Below are 24816 nucleotides of genomic sequence, written 5' to 3'. Positions count from 1 at the left end.
GCCAGCTGGCACCGGGCCTCCCGTCCGTCCTTGCTCGCGATCAGCGCGCGGCGAGCTCCGCGACGATGCCGTCGCCGGGGCCGGCCTGCACGAGCTCGGCCTGGATCTCGGCGCGCTCGAGGATGCCCTCGATCTTGCGGATGCGGCCACGGGGGACGATCGTGACGACGGTGCCCTCCTTGCCGGCACGACCCGTGCGGCCCGAGCGGTGCATGTACGCCTTGTAGTCGTCCGGGGCGTCGGCCTGCACGACGAGCGAGACGTCGTCGACGTGGATGCCGCGCGCGGCGACGTCGGTCGCGACGAGCACGTTCACCCGACCGCTCGTGAGCAGCTGCAGGTTGCGCGTGCGGCGCGACTGGTTCAGGTCACCGTGGAGCGAGGTCGCGCGGATGCCGGCGTCCTCGAACTGCTCGGCGAGACGCTCGGCGTAGGCACGGGTCCTGGCGAAGACGATCGTCTTGCCGTCGCCGGCGACGAGCTCCTCGAGGAGGCGGTCCTTCTCGCGCTGCTCGACCACGAGCACGCGGTGGTCGATGGTCGAGGACGCCTGGTCCTCACCCGCCACCTCGTGCACGGACGGCTCGTGCAGGAACTGCTCGACGAGTGCCGCGACCTGGGTGTCCAGCGTGGCGCTGAACAGGAGCTTCTGCGCGCGCTTGCCGGCCGGGGTGACCTGGGCCGTGGCCTCGAGGATCTCCTGCACGGGCTCGAGGAACCCGAGGTCGCACATGTGGTCGGCCTCGTCGAGGACGGAGACGACGACCTCGCTGAGGTCGAGCGTGCCCTTCCGCATGAGGTCCTGCACGCGGCCGGGGGTGCCGACGATGATGTCGACGCCGCGCTGGAGGGCGCCCTCCTGGCGGCCGTACGGCACGCCGCCGTAGATCTGCGTCGTGAACAGGCCGACCGACCGGGCGATGGGCTGCACCGTGCGGTCGATCTGCAGGGCGAGCTCGCGGGTCGGCGCGAGGATGAGCGCGCGCGGGGCGCGGCCCATCTTGCGGTTCGCGCCGCCGCCGTTCTCCATGAGCTTCTCGACGAGCGGGGCGCCGAACGCGATCGTCTTGCCGGAGCCCGTGCGCCCACGACCGAGGACGTCCTTGCCGGCGAGCACGTCGGGGATCGTCGCGGCCTGGATCGGGAACGGGCTGGTCGCACCGAGCTCGGCCAGGGCACGCGAGATGTTGCCACCGATGCCGAGGTCGGCGAAGGTCACGCCCTCGACGTCGGCGGCGATGGTCGACTCGGCCTTGAGCTTGTCGAGCTTGACGTCGTCCACGGGGACGAAGTGGCCGCCGCGGGCAGCGGGGGCCTCGCGGTCGTCGCGGTCGAAGCGGCGCTGGGGACGCTCGTCGTTGTCACGACGCGGGGCGCGGTCGTCGCGGTCGAAGCGACGCTGGGGACGCTCGTCGTTGTCACGGCGGGGCGCGCGGTCGTCGCGGTTGAAGGAACGCGGGGCGCGGTCGTCGTTGTCACGACGCGGGGCGCGGTCATCGCGGTTGGACGTGCGCGGGGCACGGTCGTCACGGTCGAACCGGCGCTGGGGACGCTCGTCGTTGTCGCGACGGGGCGCACGGTCGTCGTTGTCACGACGAGGGGCGCGGTCATCGCGGTTGAACGTGCGCGGGGCACGGTCGTCGCGCTCGAAGCGACGGGGGGCGCGGTCGTCGTTGTCACGGCGGGGCGCGCGGTCGTCACGGTCGAAGCGACGCGGGGCGCGGTCGTCGTTGTCACGGCGGGGCGCGCGGTCGTCACGGTTGAAGGTGCGCGGCGCACGGTCATCACGGTCGAAGCGACGCGGGGCGCGGTCGTCGTTGTCGCGACGGGGCGCGCGATCGTCACGGTTGAACGACCGCGGGGCGCGCTCGTCACGGTCCGAACCGCGTGCGGGACGGCCCGCACCGCGGGGCTCCCACGCCGGACGGCTGCCGCGGCTGTCGCGCGGGTCCCAGTTCGGACGGCTCGGGCGCTCGCCCTGCGACGAACGGTTGCGGCGGTCGTCAGCGTCCCAGCGCTGCTTCTGCCGGGGAGCGGTCGGCTCCGGGGCGCGGAAGCCACGGTGCTTGCTGCTGCGAGCGGCGGGGGTGCCGTTCGGGTGACGGGCTCGGTCGGAGGCGCGGTTGTCCGCGCCCTTGTCGTAGGGGGCCATGAGTGCTTTCCGGGGTGCAGACGTACCACGCAGCCCAGCAGCGACATCGGCGGGGGCGGTTCGTGGAGAGGGGGTTCATCCCGTCGTCGATCGACGTGATTCCAGCCCTCGAACTACACAACACCCAAACACGTCCGCGGCTCGCGAGCCGCGGTGTCGAAGGCCGACCGACCGAGTCTACGCGACCACGCGCGTTTGCACCAGCCCCGTCGATCGGTGGAGCTGGTGTCGGTGGGTGAGCGGGGCCTCCTGGCCGGACGTGCTCAGGACTCGGCGAGCCGCTGTCGTTGCTCGGCCACGTCGAAGTCCGCCGCGGGCCACGAGAGGTGCATGTCCTCGAGCGCGCGGAGCAGGAGCTGCTGGACGGCGAGGCGGGCGTACCACTTGCGGTTCGCCGGCACGACGTACCAGGGCGCGACGGCGGTCGACGTGCGGTCGAAGGCGATCTGGTAGGCCTGCTGGTAGTCGTCCCAGCGCAGGCGCTCGTCGATGTCGCCCGGGTTGAACTTCCAGTGCTTGTCGGGGCGGTCCAGGCGGTCGCCCAGGCGCGCGCGCTGTTCGTCCTTCGAGATGTGCAGCATCACCTTGACGATCGTGGTGCCCTGCGCTGCGAGTCGGCTCTCGAAGTCGACGATCGCGCCGTAGCGGCGCTCGATCTCCTCCGGCGGCGCGTACCCGCGGACGCGCTGGATGAGGACGTCCTCGTAGTGGGAGCGGTCGAAGACACCGAGCTGCCCCGCGGCCGGGAGCTGCCGTTCCACGCGCCAGAGGAAGTCGTGCTCGCGTTCCTCGGCCGTCGGCGCCTTGAACCCGGCGTAGTGCACGCCGTTGGGGTCGACGGCACCGACGACGTGGGAGACGATGCCGCCCTTGCCCGCGGTGTCCATGGCCTGCAGCACGAGGAGCACGCGGCGCTCGTCGCCCGCGGTCGCAGCGGCCCACAGGCGTTCCTGCAGGGCGGCGAGTCGGTCGGCGCCGGCCGCGAGGGACTCGAGGCCGTCGATCTTGCGTCCGGGGAAGCCCGGGGTGCCGTCGGGGTCGACGTCGGCGAGCCGGAAGCCCTCGTCGACACGGAGGAGCGGTTCGGGATCGGCGTTCCAGGCCTTGCGTCGACTCACGGGTCCTCCTGCTTCGACGGTGACGGGTCGCCCTCATCCTGGCACCCCCGGGTGTCCACCGTGCTGCGATCGGCCGCACCTGGGGATACCGTTGTCGGCGATGAGGTCCGGCCGTCGCACCCTGCTCGCGCTCGTCGCCGCGATCGTGGCGCTCGGCGCGGTCGCGTCGTGCAGCGCCGACCCCGCTGGTGACGGCAACCAGACCGTCACCGCCGGCTCCGTCATCTACCCGCTGTCGTTGCGGTACCACGGCATCGACGTCGTCACGGACGTGCCCTACGGCGCCGACCGACTGCAGCGGCTCGACGTCTGCCTGCCGGCGGACAGCGCCCCGGGCACGACCGCGACGCCCGAGGGGGCCGCGTCGGCGGCAGGTGCGTCCGCTGCTGCTGGTTCGTCGGCTGCGCCGGAGTCCCCCGAGCCGAGCGCGACCGGTGGCACGACCCCGTCACCGACCGCGCCCGTGACAGCCGACCCGTCAGCGCTCGAGAAGGCCTCCACCGGGACCCGTCCGGCCGTGATGATGGTGCACGGCGGCAGCTGGTCGCACGGCGACAAGGGCACGGCAGCGTACCGGTCCGTCTGCCAGTACCTGGCGTCCGCGGGGTTCGTCACGTTCAACGTCGACTACCGCCTCGCCCCGACCGACCCCTTCCCCGCCGGGCTCGACGACGTGCGACGGGCGCTCGACTGGGTGTTCCGACCGTCCACGCTCGAGACCTACGACGTCGACGCCGACCGGGTCGGGGTGTTCGGCGGGAGTGCCGGGGGCAACCTCGTGTCGTTGCTCGCCGTCGAGGACCACCGCTCGACCGCGTACGCCGACGGTGACCGGATCCGCGCGGTCGTCGACCTGAGCGGGCCGTCTGACCTGACCAGCCGATCGACCGCGTCCGACGGGGTGTCGGCGGCGTTCCAGCGGCGACAACTGCTGTACCTCGGGTGCACGCGGTACGACGCCTGCCCCGCGGCCGAGCGGGCGTCCCCGCGGTACAACGTGACCGCGGACACCCCGCCGTTCTTCATCGGGCACTCGACGCGCGAGTTCATCCCGATGTGGGAGTCCCAGGACTTCGCGTCCGCCCTGCGCGACGAGGGCGTCCCGGTCACCTTCGTCGCGGTGGAGGGCACCGCGCATTCGATCGCCCAGCTCGACCAGGCGATGAGCGAGCGCGTCGTGCGGTTCCTCCGGCGGACGCTGCGCTGAGGTCGGTGGGCCGGCCCGCTCTCCAGTGAGGTCGGCGGGTCGGCGGGTCGGTGGGTCGGCGGGTCGGTGGGTCGGTGGGTCGGCGGGTCGGCGGGTCGGTCACACCGTGGACCGGAGCTGTACCCCGGGCGGGTGGCACCCGGAGTCGGGACTGCCGGCGGCTGACCGTCCGGACGAGACTTCCCGGGTGACCGACACCCCGACCCTCCTCGTGCGCCCCACCACCACCTGGCAGCACCGCTCGCTCGCCAGCACCGCGGCGGAGCTGCTGCTCGGGCTGTCGTTCATCGTGACCATGGCCTTCGCCGGCTGGGGCGCGGCGACCGGGCACACCTCGCAGGTGGCCCAGCTCGGCGCGGTCGTGTTCGTCGTCACGCTGACGGTCGTCCTGGTGAACTGGTTCACGCAGGTCGAGGTCGAGGACGCCGGGGCGCGCTAGCGCGCGTACTGGTCCTTCCACTCGCGACGGCCCGCCCGGGTGAAGGTCTCCCGGCGCCACTGCCGGAACCGACGCCGCGGGAGGCCTGCGGCGCGTCGGTCGGCGCGCCACTCCAGCGCCCGCTCCACCAGGAAGTACAGCGCCGGCAGCACGATGAGCGTCAGCAGCGTCGAGGACACCAGGCCGCCGATCACCACGAGTGCGAGCGGCTGCGAGATGAAGCCGCCCTGCCCGGTCACCCCGATCGCCATCGGCACGAGCGCGAAGATCGTCGCGAGCGCCGTCATCAGGATCGGTCGGAGTCGTCGTGTGGCGCCCTCGACCAGGGCCTCGCGTACGCGGAGGCCCCGTCGTCGGTACTGGTTCACGAGGTCGATGAGCACGATCGCGTTCGTCACGACGATGCCGACGAGCATGAGCACGCCGATGAGCGAGGCCACCCCGAGCGGGATGCCCGACACGAGCTGCAGCAGGATCGCCCCCGTGGCCGCGAACGGCACGGACACGAGCAGCAGCACCGGCTGGTACAGGTTGCGGAACGTCGCGACCATGACCACGTAGACGATCAGGATCGCCACGAGCGCGGCGAGCAGCAGCTGGCTGAACGCCGACGACTGGCTCGACGCGACACCGCCGATCGACGCCGACGCACCCTTCGGCAGGTCGAGCTGGTCCACCGCCGTGGTCACCGACTGCACCGCGGCGCCGAGGTTCGCCGAGTCCGGGGTCACCGTGATGGTGGCCGTGCGGACCGCGTCGGACGTGGTGACCGTGGTCGGACCGTCGGCACGCTCGACCGTCGCGACGTCCGACAGCGGGACGGAGCCCGTGGCGGTCGGCACCGACAGTGCACGGAGCGCGGCGATCGTCGTGGGCGGTGCCGGGTCGGCGATGTAGACGTCGAGGGTGGCGTCCTCGATCTCGACGGAACCGGTGTCGCGCGGGGACACCGACGCGGCGACGAGCCCGCCCACCTGGGTCTCGGTGAGCCCGAGCTCGGCGGCCTTCGCGCGGTCGACCCGGACGGCCAGGTAGGGCTCGGCGGCAGAGAGGTTGCTCGAGACACCGGTGGTGTTCTCCACACCGCGCATGGTCGAGAGCACCCGGTCGGCGGCGGTCTTCAGCTGCGCCTGGGTCGGGGCCGAGACGTCGACCTCGATGTCGCTGCTGCCGCCGAAGGCACCGCCGGCCGAGGACAGCGCGACGTCGCCGGCACCCTTGACGCCGTCGAGGCGCTTGCGGGTGTCGTCCTGGATCCGCACCTGGTCGGCGCCGGACGTGGTCGTGACCGCGTACTGGATCGACGCTGTCCCGCCGCCGCCGAACGCGGCCTGGATGGACTGGCCGCTCGACCCGATGGTGGTCTGCACGGTCTCCACGCCGTCGACCGCGCGGAGTTCGCGCTCGACCTTGCGGGCTGCGTCCGACTGGACGTCGAGCGAGGTGCCCGGCTCGAGGTCCTGCGTGACCGTGAACGTGTTCTGGCCCGAGTCGCCGAGGTAGTTCGTCTTGACGAACGGCAGCGCGGCGGCCGTCCCGCCGAGGACCAGCACGGCGAGGACGACGACGACCCACGGGGCACGCAGCGCCCACTGCAGCACCGGCTGGTACCCGCGCCGGAGCCGGTCGGGAGCGCCGGCGTCGTGCAGGTCGTCCGCGCTGCTGAGCGTGGTGCTCGTGGCGGACGACGACGCGGGCGCAGCCGCCCCGGCGTGCTTGTGGCCCTTCGGCGCACGGAGGAACCAGTACGCCAGCACCGGCACGATCGTCAGCGAGACGAGCAGCGACGCCACGAGTGCCATCGACACGGTGAGCGCGAACGGCCGGAAGAGCTCACCGACGAGCTCGGCGACGAACGCCACCGGCAGGAACACCACGACGGTCGTCACGGTGGACGCGGTCACGGCACCGGCGACCTCACGCACGCCCTCGAGCACGGCCTGTCGTCGGTCGACCCCGGGTTGCAGGTGCCGCTTGATGTTCTCGATGACGACGATCGAGTCGTCGACCACGCGGCCGATCGCGATCGTCAGCGCGGCCAGCGTGATGATGTTGAGCGTGTACCCGGCGGCGCGCATGCCGATCGCCGCGAGCAGCACCGAGGTCGGGATCGAGATCGCGGTGACGAGGGTCGAGCGGACGGACAGCAGGAACACCAGGATCACGACCACGGCGAACCCGAGCCCGAGCAGCCCCTCTTCGGCGAGGGAGTCGATCGACTGCTGGATGTAGGGCGCCTGGTCGAACACCACGGTGAACTTCGGGTCGCCGGTGATCTTGGACTCGATGCCGGGCAGGGCGTCACGGACGGTCGTGGAGACGTCCACCGTGTTGGCCTGCTGGGTCTTGGTGATCGCGATCGTCAGCGCCTGCTCGCCGTCCACACGGCTGATCGACGTGCGCGGCGACTCCTTGATCGCGACCGTCGCGACGTCCCCGAGCGTGGTCGCCACGGGGGCACCGGTGACGTCCTTGCCGCCGGTCAGGGGCAGGGTCTCGATGTCGGCGGTCGACGCGATGCGCTCCCCCGTCTGCACCGAGAGAGTCGAGCCGTCCTGCGTGAGACTGCCGCCGGGGATGAGCGTGCCGTTGTCGTCGAGGGCGTCGGAGATGGCGGTCTCGGACAGGCCCCTGGCGGTGAGCTCGTCCTCGTCGGGGGTGATCACGACGCGGCGGCCCGGGTTGCCGAAGACGTCGGCCTCGCGCACACCGTCGAGCTTCTCGAGGTCGGGGATCGCCGTCGCGTTCAACCGGTCGACGAGCTGCTCCTGGTCGCCCTTCGCCGAGACGGCGAGCTGGAGCACGGGCAGGTCGTCGAAGGACCCGGTGACGATCTGCGTCTGCACGGTGTCCGGCAGCGAGAGGGCGTTGACGACGGTCTGGATCTTGTCCTCGGCGCTGGCGAGGTTGGAGCCGTAGTCGAACTCGGCGGAGACGACGCTCTGCCCGGTCGAGGACGTCGCCGACGTGGACTTCAGGTCGGGCACCGCCTGGATGCCCTGCTCGATCTTCGTCGAGACGTCGTTCGACACGACCTGCGGGGTCGCGCCGGGGTAGGCGCTGACGATGGCGATCTGCGGGAACTGGACGCTCGGGATCAGCTCCTGCTTGAGGCTGGTGAGCGCGATCCCGCCGAACACCGCGACGACGATGGTCACGAGCGCGATGAGTGCGCGGTTGCGCAGGCTGAAGACCGAGAGGAGGTGCACACCTCGATCCTCGCAGGCAGGGCTGACAGCGGACGGATCAGCAGCGTCGCCGCATCCGTGGGACCACTGGACCCGTCAGCCGAGCAGGACGTACGCGCCGAGCACCCCGACCGTCCCGAGCACACCGCACCCGAGCGCCACGACCCGTCCCACCGGCGTCCGTGCGAGCACGACCCCGACCAGCAGCACGGCCGCCCCGACGACGATCTCGACGATCCACGTCGCCACGCCCGTGGTCGCGGCGACCTGGAGCAGGCAGCGGATGCCCTCGCCGACGAGCACGGCGGCGGTCACCCCGGAGGCGGCACCACGCCACCGGGAGTCCTGGGAGCGGACGGCCACGGCGACGGCGCCGGCGAGCACCCCGGCGGGGACGCCCATCAGCACCCAGAAGCTCGTGATCGACAGCACGTCCGGGAAGCCGCGCAGGTTCGAGGCCGCCCAGTACCCGACGTGCAGGAGCTCGAGCAGGACGATGCCGGTCACCATCGCCACGGGCAGCCCGACGCGGCCGCCACGCACCCGCATGAGGAGCAGCAGCGCGACGGCGACGATGAACCAGGGTCCGGCCGAGTTCGCGACGCTCGACAACCCCGCCACACCCTGGCCGTACGAGGTGAGCACCCCGGCGAGCAGTGCCCCGCCGAACGCCATCGAGACCCGAGCGGCTGCGGGCACGGTCGGGAACTCGGGGGCGGAGCTGCTCGCGCTGATCGGTGTCATGCGCCCAGCATCGCGAACGACGGACGCACCGTCGTCACACCAGGGAGCCAGCGGGGTCCACCCGGAGGATGATCCCCCGCGCTCACACCACCGCGGCCAGCGACCCCCGCGTGCCCGCGGACACCCCACCGACCCGTCCCCACGCCCGCTCGAGCACGTCGACCGTGCGCACCCGGTCGGCCGGCGGCATCGTGAAGGGCACCCGGAGGAACCGCTCGAACCCACCGTCCGGCCCGAACACCCCGCCCGACGCCAGCACCACGCCCTCGGCCCGCGCGGCGAGCACCAGCGCGCTGGACACCGGTCGACCGAGCCCGACCCACGTCGTCAACCCGCCCGCCGGTGACGGCACGTCCCACTCCGGCAGCCGCGTGCGCAGGGCGCCCACGACCTCGTCGCGACCCGCTCTGAGGGCGGCACGCCGAGCCTCCAGGACGGCGTCGGTCCGTGGGACCAGCTCGCGCGCGACCAGCTGGTCGAGCACCGGCGTGCCGAGGTCGCCCGTCGGGCGGGCGAGCAGCAGGCGCTGCAGCAGCGCCGGTTCCGCGCGGATCCAGCCGATCCGCAGACCGCCCCAGAAGACCTTGCTCGCGGACCCGATCATCACGACGTCCTCGCTGAGCGTGGCCAGGGGCACGGCGGCGGGTCCGTCGATCCGCAGCTCCCCCATCGTCTCGTCGGCGATGACGGTCGTCCCGACCGAGCCGGCGACGTCGACCAGGAGCGCGCGGACCTCGGCCGACATGGAGGCACCGGTCGGGTTGTGCAGGTCCGGCATCACGTACGCGACGGCCGGGGACGAACGTCGGAGCGCGGTCTCGAGCACCGCCGCGTCCCACCCGCCGCGGGCGTCGACGGGCACGCCGACGAGTCGACCGCCGGCCTCGCGGAAGGCCTCGTGCGCGTGCGGGTAGGTCGGCGACTCCACGAGCACGGCATCCCCCCGTCGGACGAGGACCCGCGCCAGGAGTGCGATCGCGTGCTGCGCCCCGATGGTCACGACCACCTGGTCGGGGGATGTCGGCAGCCCTCGATCGGTGTACCGCGATGCGATGGCGGCGCGGAGGCCCGGGTCCCCGACCGTGTCGTACCCGATCCCGGCGAGCGCTGCCGGGACGTGCCGCATCGCCCGCTCGACCGCGTCCGCCACCCCGGGCGCCGCGTGCAAGGCCGCCTTCCGCAGGTCGAGCACGTCCCCCGCGACGACACCGCCGAGTCGCTCCGGGTCCGGCCGTCCGGCCAGGTCCGCCGGCAGCCGCACGACGCTGCCGGACCCGCGGAGGGAGACCAGGAACCCGTCCTCGCGCAGCCGGGCGTACGCGTTCGCGACGGTCGTCCGTGAGACGCCGAGCGCCTCCGCGAGTCCGCGCTCCGCCGGCAGGCGCGCCCCGAGCGGCACCCGGCCGTCGATGACGAGGACCCGGACGGCGTCAGCGAGCGCCTCGTAGGCCGTGGCGTCGGAGTCGGTGCGCCACTCGGCGAGCAGCAGGGCGGCCGAGCGGGCGCTGAGGAGGACCGGGGTCATGGGGACCACGCTAGCGAGATTGGCTCTCGACGGGCAGTCCAATCTGCGGGAGCATCAGCGCATGTCCCGCCCGACCGCCCTCACGTTCCGGACCCTGCAGCTGCTCGTCGGCCTGTTCCTCTACGGCGCCTCGACCGCCCTGCAGGTCCGCGCGGTCGTCGGCGTGTCGTCGTGGACCGTCCTGACCGAGGGGCTGGAGCACGTGGTGCCGTGGTCGTTCGGGATCATCACCGTCGTGTCGAGTGGCGTGATCCTGCTCTTCTGGATCCCGCTCCGCCAGAAGCCCGGGATCGGGACCCTGCTGAACGCCCTGCTGATCGGCCCGTGCGCCGACCTGGTGCTCTGGATCGTCCCGACGCCGGACGGCCTGGTCGCGCGGATCGCGCTCTTCGTCGCCGGCCTGGTCCTGCTGGCCGTCGCGACCGCGTTCTACATCGGCGCGGGCTTCGGCACGGGAGCACGCGACGGGCTGATGGTCGGCCTGCACCAGCGGCTCGGCTGGCCGATCTGGCTCGCCCGCACGCTGATCGAGGTCGCCGTGGTGATCGTCGGCTGGTTCCTCGGCGGGGACGTCGGCGCCGGCACGGTGATCGCCGCGTTCGCCATCGGCCCGATGGTCCAGCCGATGATGCCGGTCTTCCGCCGGTTCCCGTGGAGCCCCGAGCGGTCGGGTCACCTCCCACCCGGCCGGGAGGCCCGCCCCGCCTCCGCCCCGGAGCCCACGCCCGCCCCGTGACGGCCGGGTGCCCACGCGCAGCCCGCCCCCGCTCCGCTCCCCTCCCCGCTGCGCTCATCGATGGAGCAGAAATCGTCGGGTGGACCCGGGCAACTCGACGATTTCTGCTCCCTCGACGCGGGGGGCGCGAGGGTGGCGGGAGGGGTGGCGTGCGCACGGACTCGCGATGTATCGTGACTTGCACAACGCGATACATCGCGAGTCCGAGGAGGCAACATGGCACAGGAGAAGTGGCTCGTCGAGGAGCCCAAGGTCATCGACACCGGCATCGTCCGGTCCGTGCGCGTCGGACTCGTGGGCGGGCAGGTCGACGTCGTCGCGCACGACGAACCCACCGCACGCGTCGAGGTGCACAGCGTGTCGGGCAAGCCGCTCAAGATCGAGCTCGACGGTGACACGCTCACCGTCGACCACCCGCAGATCCGCTGGGACGACCCGATCGGGTTCCTGCGGTCCTTCCGCGGCTCTGCCCGTGCGGACGTCAGCATCCTGGTGCCCCGCGACGCCGGCGTCACCCTCGGGGTCGTCTCCGCGGGCGCACTGCTCTCAGGCACGAACCGCGGCGCGACGCTGAACACCGTGTCCGGTGACCTGGTCGTCGACGGCGTCGCCGGTGACGTGACCGTGAACGCGGTCAACGGCTCCACCACGATCCACGACCTCGACGGTGCGCTCACGGTGCACACGGTGTCGGGTGACGTCGTCGCGACGGGCGAGATCCCGCGGTTCTCGGCCGACGGCGTCTCCGCGGACGTCGTGCTCGACCTGCGCGGCACCCCCGACGCCGCCAAGGTCAACACGGTGTCCGGCTCGGTGAGCGTCCGGCTCGAGGACGGCGTCCCCTTCCGCTGCACCGTCAGCACGGCGACCGGCAAGCTGCAGTTCGACGATGCCGAGATCAACGGCGTGCGCGGCTCGTACGTCAAGCAGGGCGGCGAGCTCTCCGGGCAGTGGCTCGACCTCAAGGTGAACTCGGTCTCCGGCGACATCGCGGTGCTGCACGCCCCGCCCGTGGCCGCAACGACGCCCCCGACGACGGCGTACACCGCCCCCGAGACGACGGCCGCGACCACGACTGACGAGACCGAGGCGCCCGCATGAGCCCCGTCTTCGCCCACGGCCAGCTGCGCCTGTACCTGCTCGTCCTGCTCGCCGACCACCCGATGCACGGGTACGAGGTCATCCAGGCCCTCGGCGAGCGCTTCGGCGGCACGTACGTCCCGAGCGCCGGCACGGTCTACCCGCGCCTGGCCAAGCTCGAGGACGAGGGCCTGGTCTCCAAGACCGTCGACGGCCGCAAGACCGTCTACGCGATCACCGAGGCCGGCCGCGCCGAGCTCACCGCCCGCGCCGACGAGATCGCCGACGTCGAGTCCGGCGTGAACGACTCCGTCCGGTCGCTGGCCGACGGCGTCCGTGCCTCGGTCGGGGACGCGATGCGCTCGCTCCGCGCCGACCTCGCCGCGTCCGCACAGGGCGCCAGCTCCGAGGAGCCGACCTCGGTCCCTTCGGAGAGCGCCCGGGTCCTCCGCGAGCTCGAGATGGCCCTGTCGTCGTTCCGGCAGCAGGTCCGCGCCGACCTGCGTCGCCGCGCCACCCGCGGCACGCTCGGCGCTGACACCGTGACGCGTCTGCGTGACGGCCTGGAGGCCCTGCGCCGGTCGCTCTGACCGCTCGCGCCGGCGGGGCGGGGGCGACCAGGGCCTCCCGTCCGCCGGCACGGCCGGCCACCGCACCAGCGCGTGGACCGGACCGTCGCCTGCCTGTCCGTCCGCACAGTGTTGACTCGCGCGCGGATGTGAGTAGGTTTGCCGCTCGTGACGAACGAGATCCGGTCGCTGAAGTCGCGGCTGATCGGGGATCCGCTCCCCTCCGAGAAGCTCGAGGGCCAGCTCCTCCCGAAGCACCTCGCGCTCCCCATCTTCGCGAGCGACCCGCTCTCCTCGGTGGCGTACGCCCCGCAGGAGCTGCTGATGATCCTGCTGCTCGGCGGGATGGCGTTCCTCACCTTCGCGCCGTGGGTCGCCGCGCTCGTCGTGCTGCTGCTCGTCGTCGTGGTCGCGTCCTACCGCCAGCTCATCAAGGCGTACCCGTCCGGCGGCGGCGACTACGAGGTCGCGCACCGGAACCTCGGCGAGAAGGCCGGGCTCGTCGTGGCCAGCGCCCTGCTCGTCGACTACGTCATGACGGTGGCGGTGTCGGTGGCCTCTGGCGTGGACAACATCATCTCCGCGCTGCCGATGCTCAACCCGTTCCGCGTCGAGCTCGCACTGGTCTTCGTCGTGCTGCTCGCGGCCGCGAACCTGCGCGGTGTGCGGGAGTCGAGCAAGGCCTTCGCCGTCCCGACGTACCTGTTCGTGGCCAGTGTCTTCGTGATGGTCGTCACCGGCCTGGTTCGGGTCGCCGCGGGGCACCCTCCCGTCGCGGAGTCGGCCGGGTACACGGTGCAGAACGTCGAGCACACCACGCAGGCGGCGTTCATCCTGCTGCTCCTCCGCGCGTTCGCGTCCGGTTGCTCGGCGCTGACGGGTGTCGAGGCGATCGCGAACGGCGTGCAGGCCTTCCGCCGACCCAAGGTGCGGAACGCCCAGGCGACCCTGGTGGCCATGGGCGGCATCGCGATCGTCCTGTTCATCGGGCTCATCACGCTCGCGCTCGTGTCGCGGGTGCACTACGCCGAACGGGCCTGCGACCTGGTGGGCTTCGCGAACTGCGCGACCACGCCGCAGCGCTCCCTCATCGCGCAGATCGCGGCGGCGACCTTCGGGGACAACTCCGTGCTGTTCTTCGTGATCCAGGCGACGACGGCCGCGGTGCTGCTCCTGGCGGCGAACACGGCGTTCAACGGGTTCCCGCTGCTCGGATCGATCCTGGCGCGGGACTCCTACGCACCCAAGGCCCTGTCGACGCGCGGCGACCGACTCATCTACTCGAACGGCGTCATCGTGCTGGCGCTCGTCGCGGCCGCGCTGCTCGTGGTGTACCGGGCGAACGTCACGAGCCTCATCCAGCTGTACATCATCGGCGTCTTCGTGTCGTTCACGCTCGGCCAGACGGGCATGGTCGTGCACTGGACGCGGCTGCTCCGCGCGGATCGTGACGGCACGGCGGACGAGCCCGTGCACCGCGGTCAGGTCGTGCGCTCGCGGACGATCAACGCGATCGGCGCGACGTTCACCCTGGTCGTCCTGGTCATCGTCACGATCACGAAGTTCACGCACGGCGCCTGGCTGGTCTTCCTCATCATGCCGGTGCTCTACGTGCTGATGCTCGGCGTGAACCGCTACTACCGCGACGTCAAGCACGAGGTCGAGGCCGACGTCGAGACCCAGTTCGGCGCGACCGGCGACCACGCCATCGTCCTGGTGAACAAGTTGCAGAAGCCGGTACTCAAGGCGCTCGACTACGCCATCGCCGCGAAGCACGCCGGGCTCGAGGCCGTGCACGTCGCCATCGACGACGCCGACGCCGCGCACCTCCGCCAGCAGTGGGCCGAGCACAGCATCGAGGTCCCGCTGACGATGGTGCCGAGCCCGTACCGCGACATCTCGATGCCGCTGATCTCCTACATCAAGGCGCACCGGGCAGCGCACGGATCGGAGGTCGTCACCGTCTACACGCCGATCTTCATCGTCGGGCACTGGTGGGAGGGGCTGCTCCACAACCACCGCGGCCGACGGATCCGGAAGAAGCTGCTGCTCGTGCACGGGGTGACCGTCGCCCTCGTGCCGTGGCTCCTCGACTCCTCCGAGCTGCTCTACGGTCGCCGCTCGCGCCCCTTCCCCGGGCAGGACCGCCGTGGTGAGCCCGTGCGACCCCCGCTCCGACGGTCGCCGAACGGGGTCTTCCGCAGTGAGGAGGAGGACCGCATCCTCCGATCGGCCCAGCGGAACAGCCTGCAGTCGCGCCGTGCGACCCGACCGGCCGGCCCCGCCGAGGGCGTCGACCCGGCCCTCTGCACCGGTGAGATCCGTGCCCTGGTGGCGGCGTCCGCGGCCCGCAGGCCGACGTCCTCGGAGTGAGCCGAGCCTCCCGGAATACGATGTGACCCCATGACCAACGCTCCCGAACTGCGCACCTGGGCGACGTTCGACGGCCACGGCGGCAAGGTGTCGAAGCGCGTCGAGGTCCTCGACCACCTCGACGACCGGTACGAGGGCCTCGTCGCCGTCCGCGGCGAACACCCGCTCGGCGCGCTCGACGAACGCGCCGTCGACGACGACGCCGAACTGGCCCGTGGCGTCGCGAGCATCGGCTGGGTCGACCCGGCCACGCTCCGCGACTGGTACCGGCCCGACCGGGTCGTCGTGCCGCTCGTCGAGGCCCGGCGCTCCGGCCTGGAGCCCGGCATCTACGCGGACACGCGCGGACGCGGTCGCGTCCGGATCGACGGCCAGGAGGCCCACCTCGGCCCCGACGGCCGGCCCGCCTTCCGCGCGCTGGCCGCGTCCGGCGTCGTGGACGCGCCACTGCCGAAGGACCAGGTGGTCCGGCTGGTCACCGTGACCGCTGACGTCGCGACGCCGACCGGGGCCGCCGGCGTGGAGATCGTCACGACGCCGATCAGCCCGCTGCTGGCGCCCGGCACCTACCCGGTGTTCGCGGACGACGTGCCTGGGCTGCCCCCGCGCACATCCTCCGGTCGGGTGGAAGTCCGTGCGGCGGTGCTGCTCGAGGGGTCACTGCACCCGGTGGAACGACTCGACGAGCCGGGCAACACGCTCTGGGTCACGCGGGACGGGCGGTCGGTGCCGCTCGCGGCGAACGAGGTCGGGCCGGACCTGGTGCGGTACACGAACGTGCCCGTGGACGAGTCGGGCGCGGCGTAGCGTCTTCCGGCCCGCGGGTCGCCGGGTGTCAGTGGGTGCGGCGTACCGTCCGTGGCATGACCGATGCAACCTCCTCCCCGTCCCCCTCCGAGCCCTCGAACGACGGCGAGACCCTCGGCGGGGCCCGTCCGGACCCGTCCACGACCGCCAGCAAGGACCCGGAGCAGTGGGTCACCGGCGACGAGCCCATGACCGGCCCGCAGCGCAGCTACCTCGACACCCTGGCTCGAGAGGCCGGCGAGGAGCTCTCCGCCGACCTGACCAAGGCCGAGGCGTCCGAGCACATCGACCGTCTGCAGCACCAGACCGGCCGCGGCACGCCCGACGGCGAGGCCTCGGACTCCGGCACGATCGGCGCCACGTCCTGACGCGACGCTGATCCCGTCGCCTGGTGCGACGTCGGCCACCCTGTGCGAGCTGCTGTGCTCGCACGGGGTGGCAGTTCCCGTTCCGGCCGAGCGATCTCGCACCGTGCGGGCTCCGTCCGGCGTCGCCGTCGTGGCGGCCGGCCTGGGCATCCCCTGGTGATGTCTGCAGAGAACCCCCGACATGTTGGATGCGTGACACGTCACCTCGTACGTTCGGGGCCATGCGAACGACATCGACTTCCATCGGCCTGACCGTCCTCCGCGTCGTCCTCGGGGTGGTCTTCATCGCCCACGGAGCCCAGAAGGTCGGGCAGGGCATCCCCGCCGTCGCCTCGGGCTTCTCCGGGATGGGCGTCCCGTTCGCCGAGGTCGCCGCACCGCTCGTCGCCGGGCTCGAGCTCGTCGGCGGCGCGCTCCTCGTGCTCGGGGTCGCGACGCGGGTCGTCGCGGCACTGCTCGCGATCGACATGGTGGCAGCGGGGGTGCTGGCGCACGGCGAGGCCGGGTTCTTCGCGCAGTCGGGCGGCTTCGAGTTCGTGCTCGTGCTGGCCGCCGGTGCGCTCGCAGTCGCGCTGACCGGACCCGGGCGGTTCTCCCTCGACGCGGTCGTGCTGCGTGCGCGTCGTCGTCGCCTCGGCGTCGAGGAGCCCCTGGCCGCGTAGGGCGGCGGCGCCGCGAGGCGCGGGCGGCTCGGTGCGAGGCGCGGGCGGCTCGGTGCGAGGCTGACCGCCCCGTGCGGGCCTGTGGGCGCGCACGGGGTGTGCAAGCTCGCACGGGGCGGAAGGCCCTGCACGGTGCGAGGTCAGGACGCGTCGAGCGCCGCCATCACCTGGCGAGCGATCCGCCGGCCGGCCCGGTTCGCGCCGATGGTCGACGCCTGCGGGCCGTAGCCGGCCAGGAAGAGCCGGGGTTCGTCCTCGGACCGCCCGTCGGCCACGACCACGCCGCCCTTCGCCGTCCGCAGGTGCAGCGGCGCCAGGTGCCGGAGGTCCGCCCGGAAGCCCGTGGCCCAGATGACCGCATCGGCGTGCACGTGCTCGCCGTCGGCGGTCACCACGCCGTCCTCGTCGAAGCGCTGGAACATCGGCTCGTCGCGGAGCACCCCGCGGTCCAGGCCAGCCCGGATGCGCCGAGACACCGGGACGCCGGTGCCGCTGACGATGCTCGGCAGGACCTCGCCGGCACGCGCTGCCCGGTCCTGTTCCGCGACCGCCCCGACCGCGGACTCGACGTCGAGCGCGGAGCCGTCCGACCACATCATCGGGCGACGGGTGAACCACCGCGTGGAGCGGGCAACTCCGTCGAGCTCGAGCAGGAACCCGATCGCGCTCGTGCCACCCCCGACCACGACGACGTCCTGCCCGGCGAACGCCGACGCCGACCGGTACTCCGTGGTGTCGACCTGCCGCCCGCCGAACACGTCGCGGCCCGGGTACCAGGGGACGAACGGGGTGCCCCAGGTGCCCGACGCGTTCACGACGACGTCCGCCAGGATCCGTGTGGCCGTGCCGTCCGCGCCCCGGGTCGACACGCACAGTCCGGATCCCGCACGCTCGACGCTCGTCACCTGCACCGGACGTCGCACACGGAGGTCGTGGTGCTGCTCGAAGCGGCGGTAGTACTCGCCGACGACGTCACGAGCGGGACGGGCCCGGTCGGCGTCGTCGAACCGCAGGCCCATCTCGTGCATCCCGGGCAGGTCGTGCACCCGGTGCGCAGCGCCGAGCCGCAGGGCCTGCCAGCGGAACTGCCACGCGCCGCCCGTGCTCGGGGCGCGGTCGAGGACGATCATGTCCGTCCCGGGCACCAGCCCGAGGCGCTGCAGGTGCCAGGCGACCGACAGACCGGCCTGTCCGGCGCCGATCACCACCACGCGGGCGTGCTGGTCGTCGAGGGTCGGTGTCGGGTCCGTCATCACTTCCGATCCTGCTGGATGCTCAAGGCCCGTGGGGCAGGTCCAGATAGGGCTACATGGTAGAGTGATCGGCAGATTTCCAACCACGAACCGTTCGGATTCACCGGGTGACACTCCTCTCCCGACAGACCGGACACGAGCCGACACACGAGGGGGTCACGCATGGGGCGCGGCCGTCAGAAGGCAAAGCACACCAAGGTCGCTCGGGAGCTGAAGTACTTCAGCCCCGAGACCAACTACGGTGCACTCGAACGCGAGCTGTCCACAGGGCAGAACGACGGCGAGGACTACGAGGACCGCTGGGCAGACCAGTACGGTCCAGAGCCCTTCGACGAAGGTGACGAGCTCGAGACCCAGCAGGACCAGAACAAGTCCGCCTGAGTCAGGCTCGACGACGCCGCGCGCCCCATGGGCAGCGCGGCGTTTCTGCGTGTACGGGCGGTGCCGGGAGGCCGGGCGGACTCCGAACGACAACGTCGAGGTCGTACGACGTCGACGATGTCGTTCGGAGTCGGACGCCGCGTCGTTCCGAGTCGGAACAGCCCGAGCGCGCGCGAACCTCAGCCCGCGTACGCCCCCGTCAGCCGCACGGCCCCGCCGTCGACGCCCTTGGCGCCCTGCTCGAAGCCGTCGAGCGCCCGCTCGGACATCGACACCGCGCCGACCGACCACGACGCCATCCCGGCAGCCCCGAGCGACGCGATGACCTGGTCCGCCTGGGCCGCGTCGACGACCGCGAACATCCCGATGCCGAGGTTCCACGTGCCCTCGGTGTCCTCGATCGGGGTGCCGGCCATGTCGGCGAGCACCCGGAAGACGGGCAGGGGCTCCCACGTGGCGCGGTCGACCTCGACCCAGGAACCGACGGGCAGCACGCGCGCCAGGTTCGCGGCGATGCCACCACCGGTCACGTGCGAGAGCGAGTGCACGGCGCCGGGGAAGGCGTCGAGGAGCGCCAGGAGCGGCGTCGTGTACAGGCGCGTCGGCTCGAGCAAGGCCTCTCCCACCAGGCCGCCGAACTCGGGCAGCGAGTCCGCGTAGCCGACGCCACGCTGCCCCAGGATGTGCCGCACGAGCGAGAAGCCGTTCGAGTGCAGGCCGGAGGACGCGATCGCCACGACGACGTCGCCGTCCTGCACGAGGTGCGCGCCGAGCTGCGACGAGGCCTCGACCGCGCCGACCGCCGCACCGGCGACGTCGTAGTCGTCCGGCCCGAGGAGCCCGGGGTGCTCGGCCGTCTCGCCACCGACCAGGGCCGTGCCGGTGTCGGCGCACCCCCGCGCGATGCCGGCGACGATGTCCGCGATGCGCGCGGGGACGACCCGACCGCAGGCGATGTAGTCCGTCATGAACATCGGCTTCGCACCGACCACGACGATGTCGTCGACGACCATGCCGACGAGGTCCTGTCCGATGGTGTCGTGCTTGTCGATGGCCTGTGCGATCGCGACCTTCGTGCCGACGCCGTCCGTGGACGTGGCGAGCAGCGGCCGTGAGAAGTCCTTCAGGAACGACACCTCGTAGAGCCCGGCGAACCCGCCGACACCGCCGAGCACGGACGCGTTGTGCGTCGCCGAGACGGCGGACTTCATGAGCTCGACGGCCAGGTCACCGGCAGCGGTGTCGACGCCGGCCTCGGCGTAGGGGTTGGGCATACGTCGTCCTCCGCGGGGCATGGCAGACTTGTTCGGTACCACCCGATCCTACGGTCTGGAGCACTCCGCGCATGTGCGGCATCGTCGGCCTCGTCAATCAGGGGCCAGCAAACCAATCCATCTACGACGCACTGCTCCTCCTGCAACACCGGGGACAGGACTCGACGGGCATCGCCACGGTCGAGGGGCACATCCACCACATGCACAAGACCCGCGGGCACGTCCGTGAGGCCTTCCGCACCCGTGACATGCGGGCACTGCTCGGCACGATGGGCCTCGGCCACGTGCGCTACGCCACCAAGGGCACCGCGAGCAACGAGGAAGAGGCCCAGCCGTTCTACGTGAACGCGCCGTACGGCATCGTCCTCGTCCACAACGGCAACCTGACGAACACACGGGAGCTCACGCGCGAGCTGTTCGACATCGACCGTCGACACCTCAACACGAGCTCCGACACCGAGCTGCTGGTCAACGTCCTGGCGCACGAGCTCCAGGGCCAGGTGCGCGGCCGTGAGCTCGACGCCGGGCAGGTGTTCGACGCCGTCGAGCGCGTGCACGAGCGCGTCGAGGGCTCCTACGCCGCCATCGCCACGATCGCGGGCCACGGGCTGCTGGCCTTCCGCGACCCGTTCGGGATCCGGCCGCTCATCCTCGGGCACCGCTTCAGCGACGCCGGCGGTTCCGAGTGGGTCGTCACGTCCGAGTCGCTCGTCCTCGAGTCGGGCGGGTACGAGATCGTCCGCGACGTCGCCCCCGGCGAGGCCGTCTTCATCGAGATGGACGGCACGATGCACGCCCGCCAGTGCGCCAAGAACCCGCGCCTGGTGCCCTGCTCGTTCGAGTACGTCTACCTGGCCCGTCCGGACTCCGTGATGAACGGCATCTCCGTGTACGACGCCCGCCTGCGCCTCGGCAACCGCCTCGCCGACACGATCGCGCAGTACGCCCCCACCGGGGACATCGACGTCGTCATGCCGATCCCGGACTCCTCGCGCCCCGCTGCCATGCAGGTCGCGCAGAAGCTCGGCATCGAGTACCGCGAGGGCTTCTACAAGAACCGCTACGTCGGCCGGACGTTCATCATGCCCGGGCAGGCGGAGCGCAAGCGCTCGGTGCGCCAGAAGCTCAACGCGATGTCGTCCGAGTTCAAGGGCAAGAACATCCTCATCGTCGACGACTCGATCGTGCGCGGCACGACGAGCAAGGAGATCGTGGAGATGGCCAGGGCCGCCGGCGCGAACGAGGTCACCTTCACCTCCGCCGCTCCCCCGGTCAGGTTCCCGCACGTCTACGGCATCAACATGCCGACGCGGCAGGAGCTCATCGCGCACGACCGGAAGATCCCGGAGATCAACCGCGTGCTCGGCAGCGACCACCTGATCTACCAGGAGATCGGCGACATGCGGGACGCCATCATCGAGGGCTCCGACGTCACCGACCTCGAGATGAGCTGCTTCACCGGTGAGTACGTCACCGGCACGGTGAGCCCCGAGTACCTGTCGTGGGTCGAGGCCAACCAGCTCAGCTGAGCGCGGTCCTGGTCGCGACCAGGACGACGGACGGGAGGCACGGTGCCAGCTGGCACCGTGCCTCCCGTCCGTGCATGGCCGGCCACGTCGTGACCGGTGGCGGTCAGCGCGCCTGGTCGCCGTGGTCGTCGATCTCGCCCTCGACCGTCTCGGGGGGCAGGTCGACGGCGATGCGCTCCGCCGTGAGGCGGGCTGCGCGGCGGGCGAGCACGCGGTCCAGGACCACGGCGACGACGGCACCGACGGCCATGCCGATGGTGACGCCCCACAGGCCGAAGTAGCCGACCAGGCCGCTGAAGCCGACCGTCTCGGTCTTGTCACCACGGTCGATGTTCATCGTCGCGGCGATCACGATGACGGTGACGAGGAAGCCGAGCAGGGCCCCACCGACGATGAAGACCCCGAACTTGGGCGCGCGCCGGATGGTGACCTCGTCCGAGGTGGAAGCAGTGTCGGGTGCGGGCGCGGCAGCGTCGTCGGGGTGGTCGGTGGTGCTCACGACCCCATTGTCCCCCACCTTGGGACGTACCGGGGCCGCACGACGGACGCGGATCCGGGAGATGATGGTTCCGTACCGATTGGTATCCGACGGGTGGGGGGTGACGCAGGATGGCCGGACCGATGCTGCCGGAACACCGGCGCAGCGCCGTGCCCGCACGGATCGCCTGGCCCGTCGTGCAGCGCCGTGAAGAGGACCGCGCCGTCGCCGTCGTCGCCGAGCACGGCACGAGCGTCGCCCTGGTGGGGGCGCCCGGCCTCGGGAAGAGCACCGCAGCGGCGCGCGTGACCGACCGCGTCGCCCGCCGGGACAGCGCTGACCGGACACTCGTCGTGCCGATCACCGCCGTGGCCGCCGGCTCGACCATGCCGTTCAGCGCCGTGTCCGAACAGCTCGGCGACCTGCCTGCCGAGCTGCTCGCCGACCAGGCCGGTGCCGAGCAGCGCCTCCGGGAGGCCGCCGACGTCGTCGACCGCGACCTGCTGCTCCGGGTCGACGACGCCGACCACCTCGACGCCATCTCCGCCAGGTACGTCGCCTGGCTCGTCCGGAACCAGGGCGCGCGGCTCGTGCTGACGTGCCGTGACTTCACCGCCCTCGCCGAGCCGCTGCGCTCCCTGTGGCAGGACGACCTGCTCGAGCGGATCGACCTCGGTCCGCTCGACCTCAACGACACCGCGACGCTCATCGGCAACGCCCTCGGCGCCCCGCTCGAGTCGGCGTCCGTGGAGCGTGTGCACCGGGCGACCGAGGGCAACCCGCTGTACCTGCGCGAGGTCGTGCGGGCGGCGCTGGCCTCCGGGGACCTCGACCAGACCGCCTCGGGGTGGTACTGGCGCGGGCGGATCACCGCGTCGAACAGCCTCGCCGACATGTACCGGACGGAACTCGGTGCGCTGCCGGAGGACCTCCGCGACGTCGTCGACATCGTGGCGCTCGCCGACCCGATCCCGCTGTCCCGGCTGCTCGGGCTCGTCGGCGGTGGGGACGTCGACCGGGTCGTCGCGCTCGGCCTCGTGCGGATCGACTCGCTCGCCGACGGTGCCCCGATCGTGCGCCCGTCGCACCCCCTGGTCGGCGAGGTCGTCCGGTCGCTCGTCCCCGTGGCCCGTCGGACGACGCTCTTCGCCCGCGCCAACGCCTTCCGCACCGACCACCCCGCCGGTGCCGTTCCCGCCGCTCGCCTCCGCGCTGCGCTCTGGGCGATCGAGTGCGGGGTGCTCCCGCCGGTGCCGCAGCTGCTCGACGCCGCGCAGGTCGCCGGTCGTCTGCAGGAGCACGAGAGCGCCGTCGCCCTGAGCTCGGCCGCGCTCCGTGCCGACCTCAGCGCCGCCCAGCAGGTCGCCGCCCACTGCCTGCGGTCCCTGGCCCGCGGGTACAGCAGCGGGCGGGAGGCTGGCCGTGCCGACGCCGAAGCCGCGTGGGAGATCGCCAGCACCCGCCACGACGAGGTCCCCGACGCCGCGGTGATCGAGGCCTGCGAGACCCTGGCCAACATCCGGCAGTTCCACGACGACGACGTCCAGGCCGCAGTCGCCCTCACCGACACCGCCACCGCGTTCGTCGGGCCGGAGGGTGTCGAGCGTCTCCGCCTGCTGCGCCTGGCACACCTCGGCTGGGGCGGCGACTTCACCGGGGTCCGCGCCGAGGTCGAGCGCTCCGGCATCGTCGACGCCCCGACCGTGCCGATGTCGTTCCTCTGTGTCGCCCCGTGTGCCGTGATGGCCCTGGCGACGGGCGGACGGCTCGAGGACGCCATGGACCTCGGGCGGGCGGCCCTCGCGACCGCGACCGTCCACGTCGAGGAAGCCCCGTGGAGCGTCGGCGAGCTGCTGTCCGTCATGCACCAGGTGCAGGTCTGGCGCGGCGACTACGACGACCTCATCACGCAGATCTCGGTCAAGCGGTCCAGCCCGTTCCTGAAGTACGACTTCACCCTCGAGCTCATCGGCGTCGGCAACCTGGCGATCGGGCAGCGCCGGTGGGACGACGCCGTCACCGCGTTCTCGGCGGCGTGCGAGCGCTACGCCGTGGCCGACCACGGCGGGTTCGGCGCGTACCCGTGGGCACGGCTGGCCATGGCGCTCGCGTCCGCCGGTCGGGCCGAGGAGGCCGGCGTCGCGCTCGAGCGTGCACGGAGCGTCCCCCTGCGGGCCATGCGGATCACCGGCGAGCAGATCCCGATCTCGATCGCCTGGGCGGAGACCGCGCTCGGCAACCCCGCCGGCGTGCAGCACGCGCAGCAGGTCATCGAGCGGGCCACCGCCGACGGCGCCTGGACGAGCGTGATGTTCGGCGAGGTCCTGCTGTACGCGAACGACCTCATGAACGGACGGGACCCGGCCGCGTCCATCGGGCGGCTCCGCGCCGTGGTCGACCACGTCGACGGGCCGATGGCGGCCGCCGTGCGCGAGTACGCCGACGCGGTGCTGGCCGGGGACGGCACCAGGACCATCGCCGCCCAGGGGGCACTCGCCGCGCGGGGCATGTACGTGACGGCCAAGCGCTCGCGACCGCCGCTGACCCGTCGGGAGTACGAGGTCGCGGAGCTCGCCGCCGAGGGGCTGTCGAACCGGGCCATCGCGGAGCAGCTCGGCTTGTCCGTGCGGACGATCGACGCACACATGTCGCGGATCTTCGCGAAGTGGGACCTGCACGCGCGGTCGGAGCTCGCGGACCTGGTCTGAGGCGCACGCTGGGCGTCTGGCGTCTGTTGCCTGGCGGTCCGCGGGTGTCCGCTGCCCACGTCCGGGCGCGACAGAATCCGCAATCGGGTTGCGGAATGCAGCACGCCACGCCGGATGGTTGACACGGAACGACGGTTGTCGCGTACCGTGGGCGATGTCGCCGGGTTCGGACCCGTTCGGGTCGGGTCCGAATCCCGGCGACTTCTACGCTACGGCTGCGGTACG

Annotated in this window: 20 protein-coding genes; 12 read left to right on the top strand and 8 right to left on the bottom strand. The window is 72.2% G+C overall.

Translation table 11 applies throughout. From position 1 onward, the window contains the following. Nucleotides 1-40: 40 nt before the first annotated feature. Nucleotides 41-2152 (bottom strand): DEAD/DEAH box helicase, encoded by a 2112-nt coding sequence (locus tag BIU98_RS05430; RefSeq protein WP_071272922.1) that lies wholly within the window; start codon nucleotides 2150-2152, stop codon nucleotides 41-43. Between the two features lie 263 nt (nucleotides 2153-2415). Further along, nucleotides 2416-3270 carry a polyphosphate kinase 2 family protein gene (locus BIU98_RS05425; RefSeq protein WP_071272919.1) on the bottom strand — a complete coding sequence of 285 codons (855 nt, stop codon included), beginning with the start codon at nucleotides 3268-3270 and terminating at the stop codon, nucleotides 2416-2418. A gap of 100 nt (nucleotides 3271-3370) precedes the next feature. On the opposite strand from BIU98_RS05425, the gene BIU98_RS05420 reads away from it, so the two are divergent. Continuing rightward, nucleotides 3371-4477 (top strand): alpha/beta hydrolase, encoded by a 1107-nt coding sequence (locus BIU98_RS05420; RefSeq protein WP_071272897.1) that lies wholly within the window; start codon nucleotides 3371-3373, stop codon nucleotides 4475-4477. A 187-nt stretch (nucleotides 4478-4664) separates the two neighbouring features. After that, nucleotides 4665-4916, top strand: coding sequence for a hypothetical protein (locus tag BIU98_RS19280; RefSeq protein WP_071272894.1), 252 nt, complete (start codon nucleotides 4665-4667; stop codon nucleotides 4914-4916). Here the strand turns inward: BIU98_RS19280 and BIU98_RS05410 are convergent. The 3 genes from BIU98_RS05410 to BIU98_RS05400 form a co-directional block, all read right to left on the bottom strand. Next, nucleotides 4913-8125: an efflux RND transporter permease subunit gene (locus tag BIU98_RS05410; protein WP_071272891.1), complete on the bottom strand. Its 3213-nt coding sequence runs from the start codon at nucleotides 8123-8125 to the stop codon at nucleotides 4913-4915. The genes BIU98_RS19280 and BIU98_RS05410 overlap by 4 nt on opposite strands. Before the next feature lie 75 nt (nucleotides 8126-8200). Beyond that, the gene (locus tag BIU98_RS05405; RefSeq protein ID WP_071272888.1) at nucleotides 8201-8848 is read right to left on the bottom strand and encodes a DUF6518 family protein; all 648 of its coding nucleotides are present in this window, start codon (nucleotides 8846-8848) and stop codon (nucleotides 8201-8203) included. 82 nt (nucleotides 8849-8930) lie between these two features. Further along, nucleotides 8931-10373 carry a PLP-dependent aminotransferase family protein gene (locus BIU98_RS05400; protein ID WP_071272885.1) on the bottom strand — a complete coding sequence of 481 codons (1443 nt, stop codon included), beginning with the start codon at nucleotides 10371-10373 and terminating at the stop codon, nucleotides 8931-8933. A 61-nt stretch (nucleotides 10374-10434) separates the two neighbouring features. Here BIU98_RS05400 and BIU98_RS05395 point away from each other — a divergent pair, with 61 nt between their 5' ends. The 7 genes from BIU98_RS05395 to BIU98_RS05365 all read left to right on the top strand — a co-directional run bounded on the left by BIU98_RS05395 (nucleotide 10435) and on the right by BIU98_RS05365 (nucleotide 16968). Beyond that, a complete protein-coding gene (locus tag BIU98_RS05395) occupies nucleotides 10435-11109 on the top strand; it encodes a YitT family protein (protein ID WP_254787796.1) in 675 nt (224 codons plus the stop codon). Between the two features lie 216 nt (nucleotides 11110-11325). Then, a complete protein-coding gene (locus tag BIU98_RS05390; protein ID WP_071272882.1) occupies nucleotides 11326-12210 on the top strand; it encodes a DUF4097 family beta strand repeat-containing protein in 885 nt (294 codons plus the stop codon). Next, the gene (locus BIU98_RS05385; protein WP_071272879.1) at nucleotides 12207-12779 is read left to right on the top strand and encodes a PadR family transcriptional regulator; all 573 of its coding nucleotides are present in this window, start codon (nucleotides 12207-12209) and stop codon (nucleotides 12777-12779) included. Before BIU98_RS05390 ends, BIU98_RS05385 begins: the two co-directional genes overlap by 4 nt. A 138-nt stretch (nucleotides 12780-12917) precedes the next feature. Continuing rightward, nucleotides 12918-15131, top strand: a complete 2214-nt coding sequence (locus BIU98_RS05380) for an APC family permease (protein ID WP_071272872.1) — start codon at nucleotides 12918-12920, stop codon at nucleotides 15129-15131. A gap of 30 nt (nucleotides 15132-15161) precedes the next feature. Further along, on the top strand, nucleotides 15162-15938 hold the full coding sequence (locus BIU98_RS05375) for a hypothetical protein (protein ID WP_071272869.1): 777 nt from the start codon (nucleotides 15162-15164) through the stop codon (nucleotides 15936-15938). 56 nt (nucleotides 15939-15994) lie between these two features. After that, nucleotides 15995-16306 carry a DUF3072 domain-containing protein gene (locus BIU98_RS05370; RefSeq protein WP_071272866.1) on the top strand — a complete coding sequence of 104 codons (312 nt, stop codon included), beginning with the start codon at nucleotides 15995-15997 and terminating at the stop codon, nucleotides 16304-16306. Nucleotides 16307-16527: 221 nt separating this feature from the next. Then, nucleotides 16528-16968, top strand: coding sequence for a DoxX family protein (locus tag BIU98_RS05365; RefSeq protein ID WP_071272863.1), 441 nt, complete (start codon nucleotides 16528-16530; stop codon nucleotides 16966-16968). A 140-nt stretch (nucleotides 16969-17108) separates the two neighbouring features. Here BIU98_RS05365 and BIU98_RS05360 read toward each other — a convergent pair whose 3' ends face one another. Next, a complete protein-coding gene (locus tag BIU98_RS05360; protein WP_071272860.1) occupies nucleotides 17109-18221 on the bottom strand; it encodes an NAD(P)-binding domain-containing protein in 1113 nt (370 codons plus the stop codon). A gap of 162 nt (nucleotides 18222-18383) precedes the next feature. Here BIU98_RS05360 and BIU98_RS05355 point away from each other — a divergent pair, with 162 nt between their 5' ends. Then, nucleotides 18384-18602 (top strand): DUF3073 domain-containing protein, encoded by a 219-nt coding sequence (locus BIU98_RS05355; RefSeq protein ID WP_071272857.1) that lies wholly within the window; start codon nucleotides 18384-18386, stop codon nucleotides 18600-18602. Between the two features lie 179 nt (nucleotides 18603-18781). Here BIU98_RS05355 and purM read toward each other — a convergent pair whose 3' ends face one another. Next, on the bottom strand, nucleotides 18782-19876 hold the full coding sequence (gene purM, locus BIU98_RS05350) for a phosphoribosylformylglycinamidine cyclo-ligase (protein WP_071272854.1): 1095 nt from the start codon (nucleotides 19874-19876) through the stop codon (nucleotides 18782-18784). Between the two features lie 71 nt (nucleotides 19877-19947). Between purM and purF the strand changes: the two genes are divergently transcribed. Further along, on the top strand, nucleotides 19948-21405 hold the full coding sequence (gene purF, locus BIU98_RS05345; RefSeq protein WP_071272851.1) for an amidophosphoribosyltransferase: 1458 nt from the start codon (nucleotides 19948-19950) through the stop codon (nucleotides 21403-21405). 103 nt (nucleotides 21406-21508) lie between these two features. On the opposite strand, the gene BIU98_RS05340 is transcribed toward purF, so the two are convergent. Then, nucleotides 21509-21904 carry a hypothetical protein gene (locus BIU98_RS05340; protein ID WP_071272848.1) on the bottom strand — a complete coding sequence of 132 codons (396 nt, stop codon included), beginning with the start codon at nucleotides 21902-21904 and terminating at the stop codon, nucleotides 21509-21511. A gap of 122 nt (nucleotides 21905-22026) precedes the next feature. On the opposite strand from BIU98_RS05340, the gene BIU98_RS05335 reads away from it, so the two are divergent. After that, nucleotides 22027-24591 carry a LuxR C-terminal-related transcriptional regulator gene (locus BIU98_RS05335; RefSeq protein WP_139200575.1) on the top strand — a complete coding sequence of 855 codons (2565 nt, stop codon included), beginning with the start codon at nucleotides 22027-22029 and terminating at the stop codon, nucleotides 24589-24591. Nucleotides 24592-24816 lie beyond the last annotated feature (225 nt).

The sequence above is a fragment of the Curtobacterium sp. MMLR14_010 genome, from assembly GCF_001865015.1.
Taxonomy (GTDB): domain Bacteria; phylum Actinomycetota; class Actinomycetes; order Actinomycetales; family Microbacteriaceae; genus Curtobacterium.
The sequence above is the reverse complement of the archived record's forward strand: the minus strand, read 5'-3'. Positions and strand labels throughout refer to the sequence as shown.

Bases quoted from the DNA above. Each gene is read 5' to 3' on its own strand.
- BIU98_RS05430 (WP_071272922.1), bottom strand. From the start codon at position 2,152: ATGGCCCCCTACGACAAGGGCGCGGACAACCGCGCCTCCGACCGAGCC.
- BIU98_RS05420 (WP_071272897.1), top strand. From the start codon at position 3,371: ATGAGGTCCGGCCGTCGCACCCTGCTCGCGCTCGTCGCCGCGATCGTG.
- BIU98_RS05405 (WP_071272888.1), bottom strand. From the start codon at position 8,848: ATGACACCGATCAGCGCGAGCAGCTCCGCCCCCGAGTTCCCGACCGTG.
- BIU98_RS05400 (WP_071272885.1), bottom strand. From the start codon at position 10,373: ATGACCCCGGTCCTCCTCAGCGCCCGCTCGGCCGCCCTGCTGCTCGCC.
- BIU98_RS05395 (WP_254787796.1), top strand. From the start codon at position 10,435: ATGTCCCGCCCGACCGCCCTCACGTTCCGGACCCTGCAGCTGCTCGTC.
- BIU98_RS05390 (WP_071272882.1), top strand. From the start codon at position 11,326: ATGGCACAGGAGAAGTGGCTCGTCGAGGAGCCCAAGGTCATCGACACC.
- BIU98_RS05385 (WP_071272879.1), top strand. From the start codon at position 12,207: ATGAGCCCCGTCTTCGCCCACGGCCAGCTGCGCCTGTACCTGCTCGTC.
- BIU98_RS05375 (WP_071272869.1), top strand. From the start codon at position 15,162: ATGACCAACGCTCCCGAACTGCGCACCTGGGCGACGTTCGACGGCCAC.
- BIU98_RS05370 (WP_071272866.1), top strand. From the start codon at position 15,995: ATGACCGATGCAACCTCCTCCCCGTCCCCCTCCGAGCCCTCGAACGAC.
- BIU98_RS05365 (WP_071272863.1), top strand. From the start codon at position 16,528: ATGCGAACGACATCGACTTCCATCGGCCTGACCGTCCTCCGCGTCGTC.
- BIU98_RS05360 (WP_071272860.1), bottom strand. From the start codon at position 18,221: ATGACGGACCCGACACCGACCCTCGACGACCAGCACGCCCGCGTGGTG.
- BIU98_RS05355 (WP_071272857.1), top strand. From the start codon at position 18,384: ATGGGGCGCGGCCGTCAGAAGGCAAAGCACACCAAGGTCGCTCGGGAG.
- purM (WP_071272854.1), bottom strand. From the start codon at position 19,876: ATGCCCAACCCCTACGCCGAGGCCGGCGTCGACACCGCTGCCGGTGAC.
- purF (WP_071272851.1), top strand. From the start codon at position 19,948: ATGTGCGGCATCGTCGGCCTCGTCAATCAGGGGCCAGCAAACCAATCC.
- BIU98_RS05335 (WP_139200575.1), top strand. From the start codon at position 22,027: ATGCTGCCGGAACACCGGCGCAGCGCCGTGCCCGCACGGATCGCCTGG.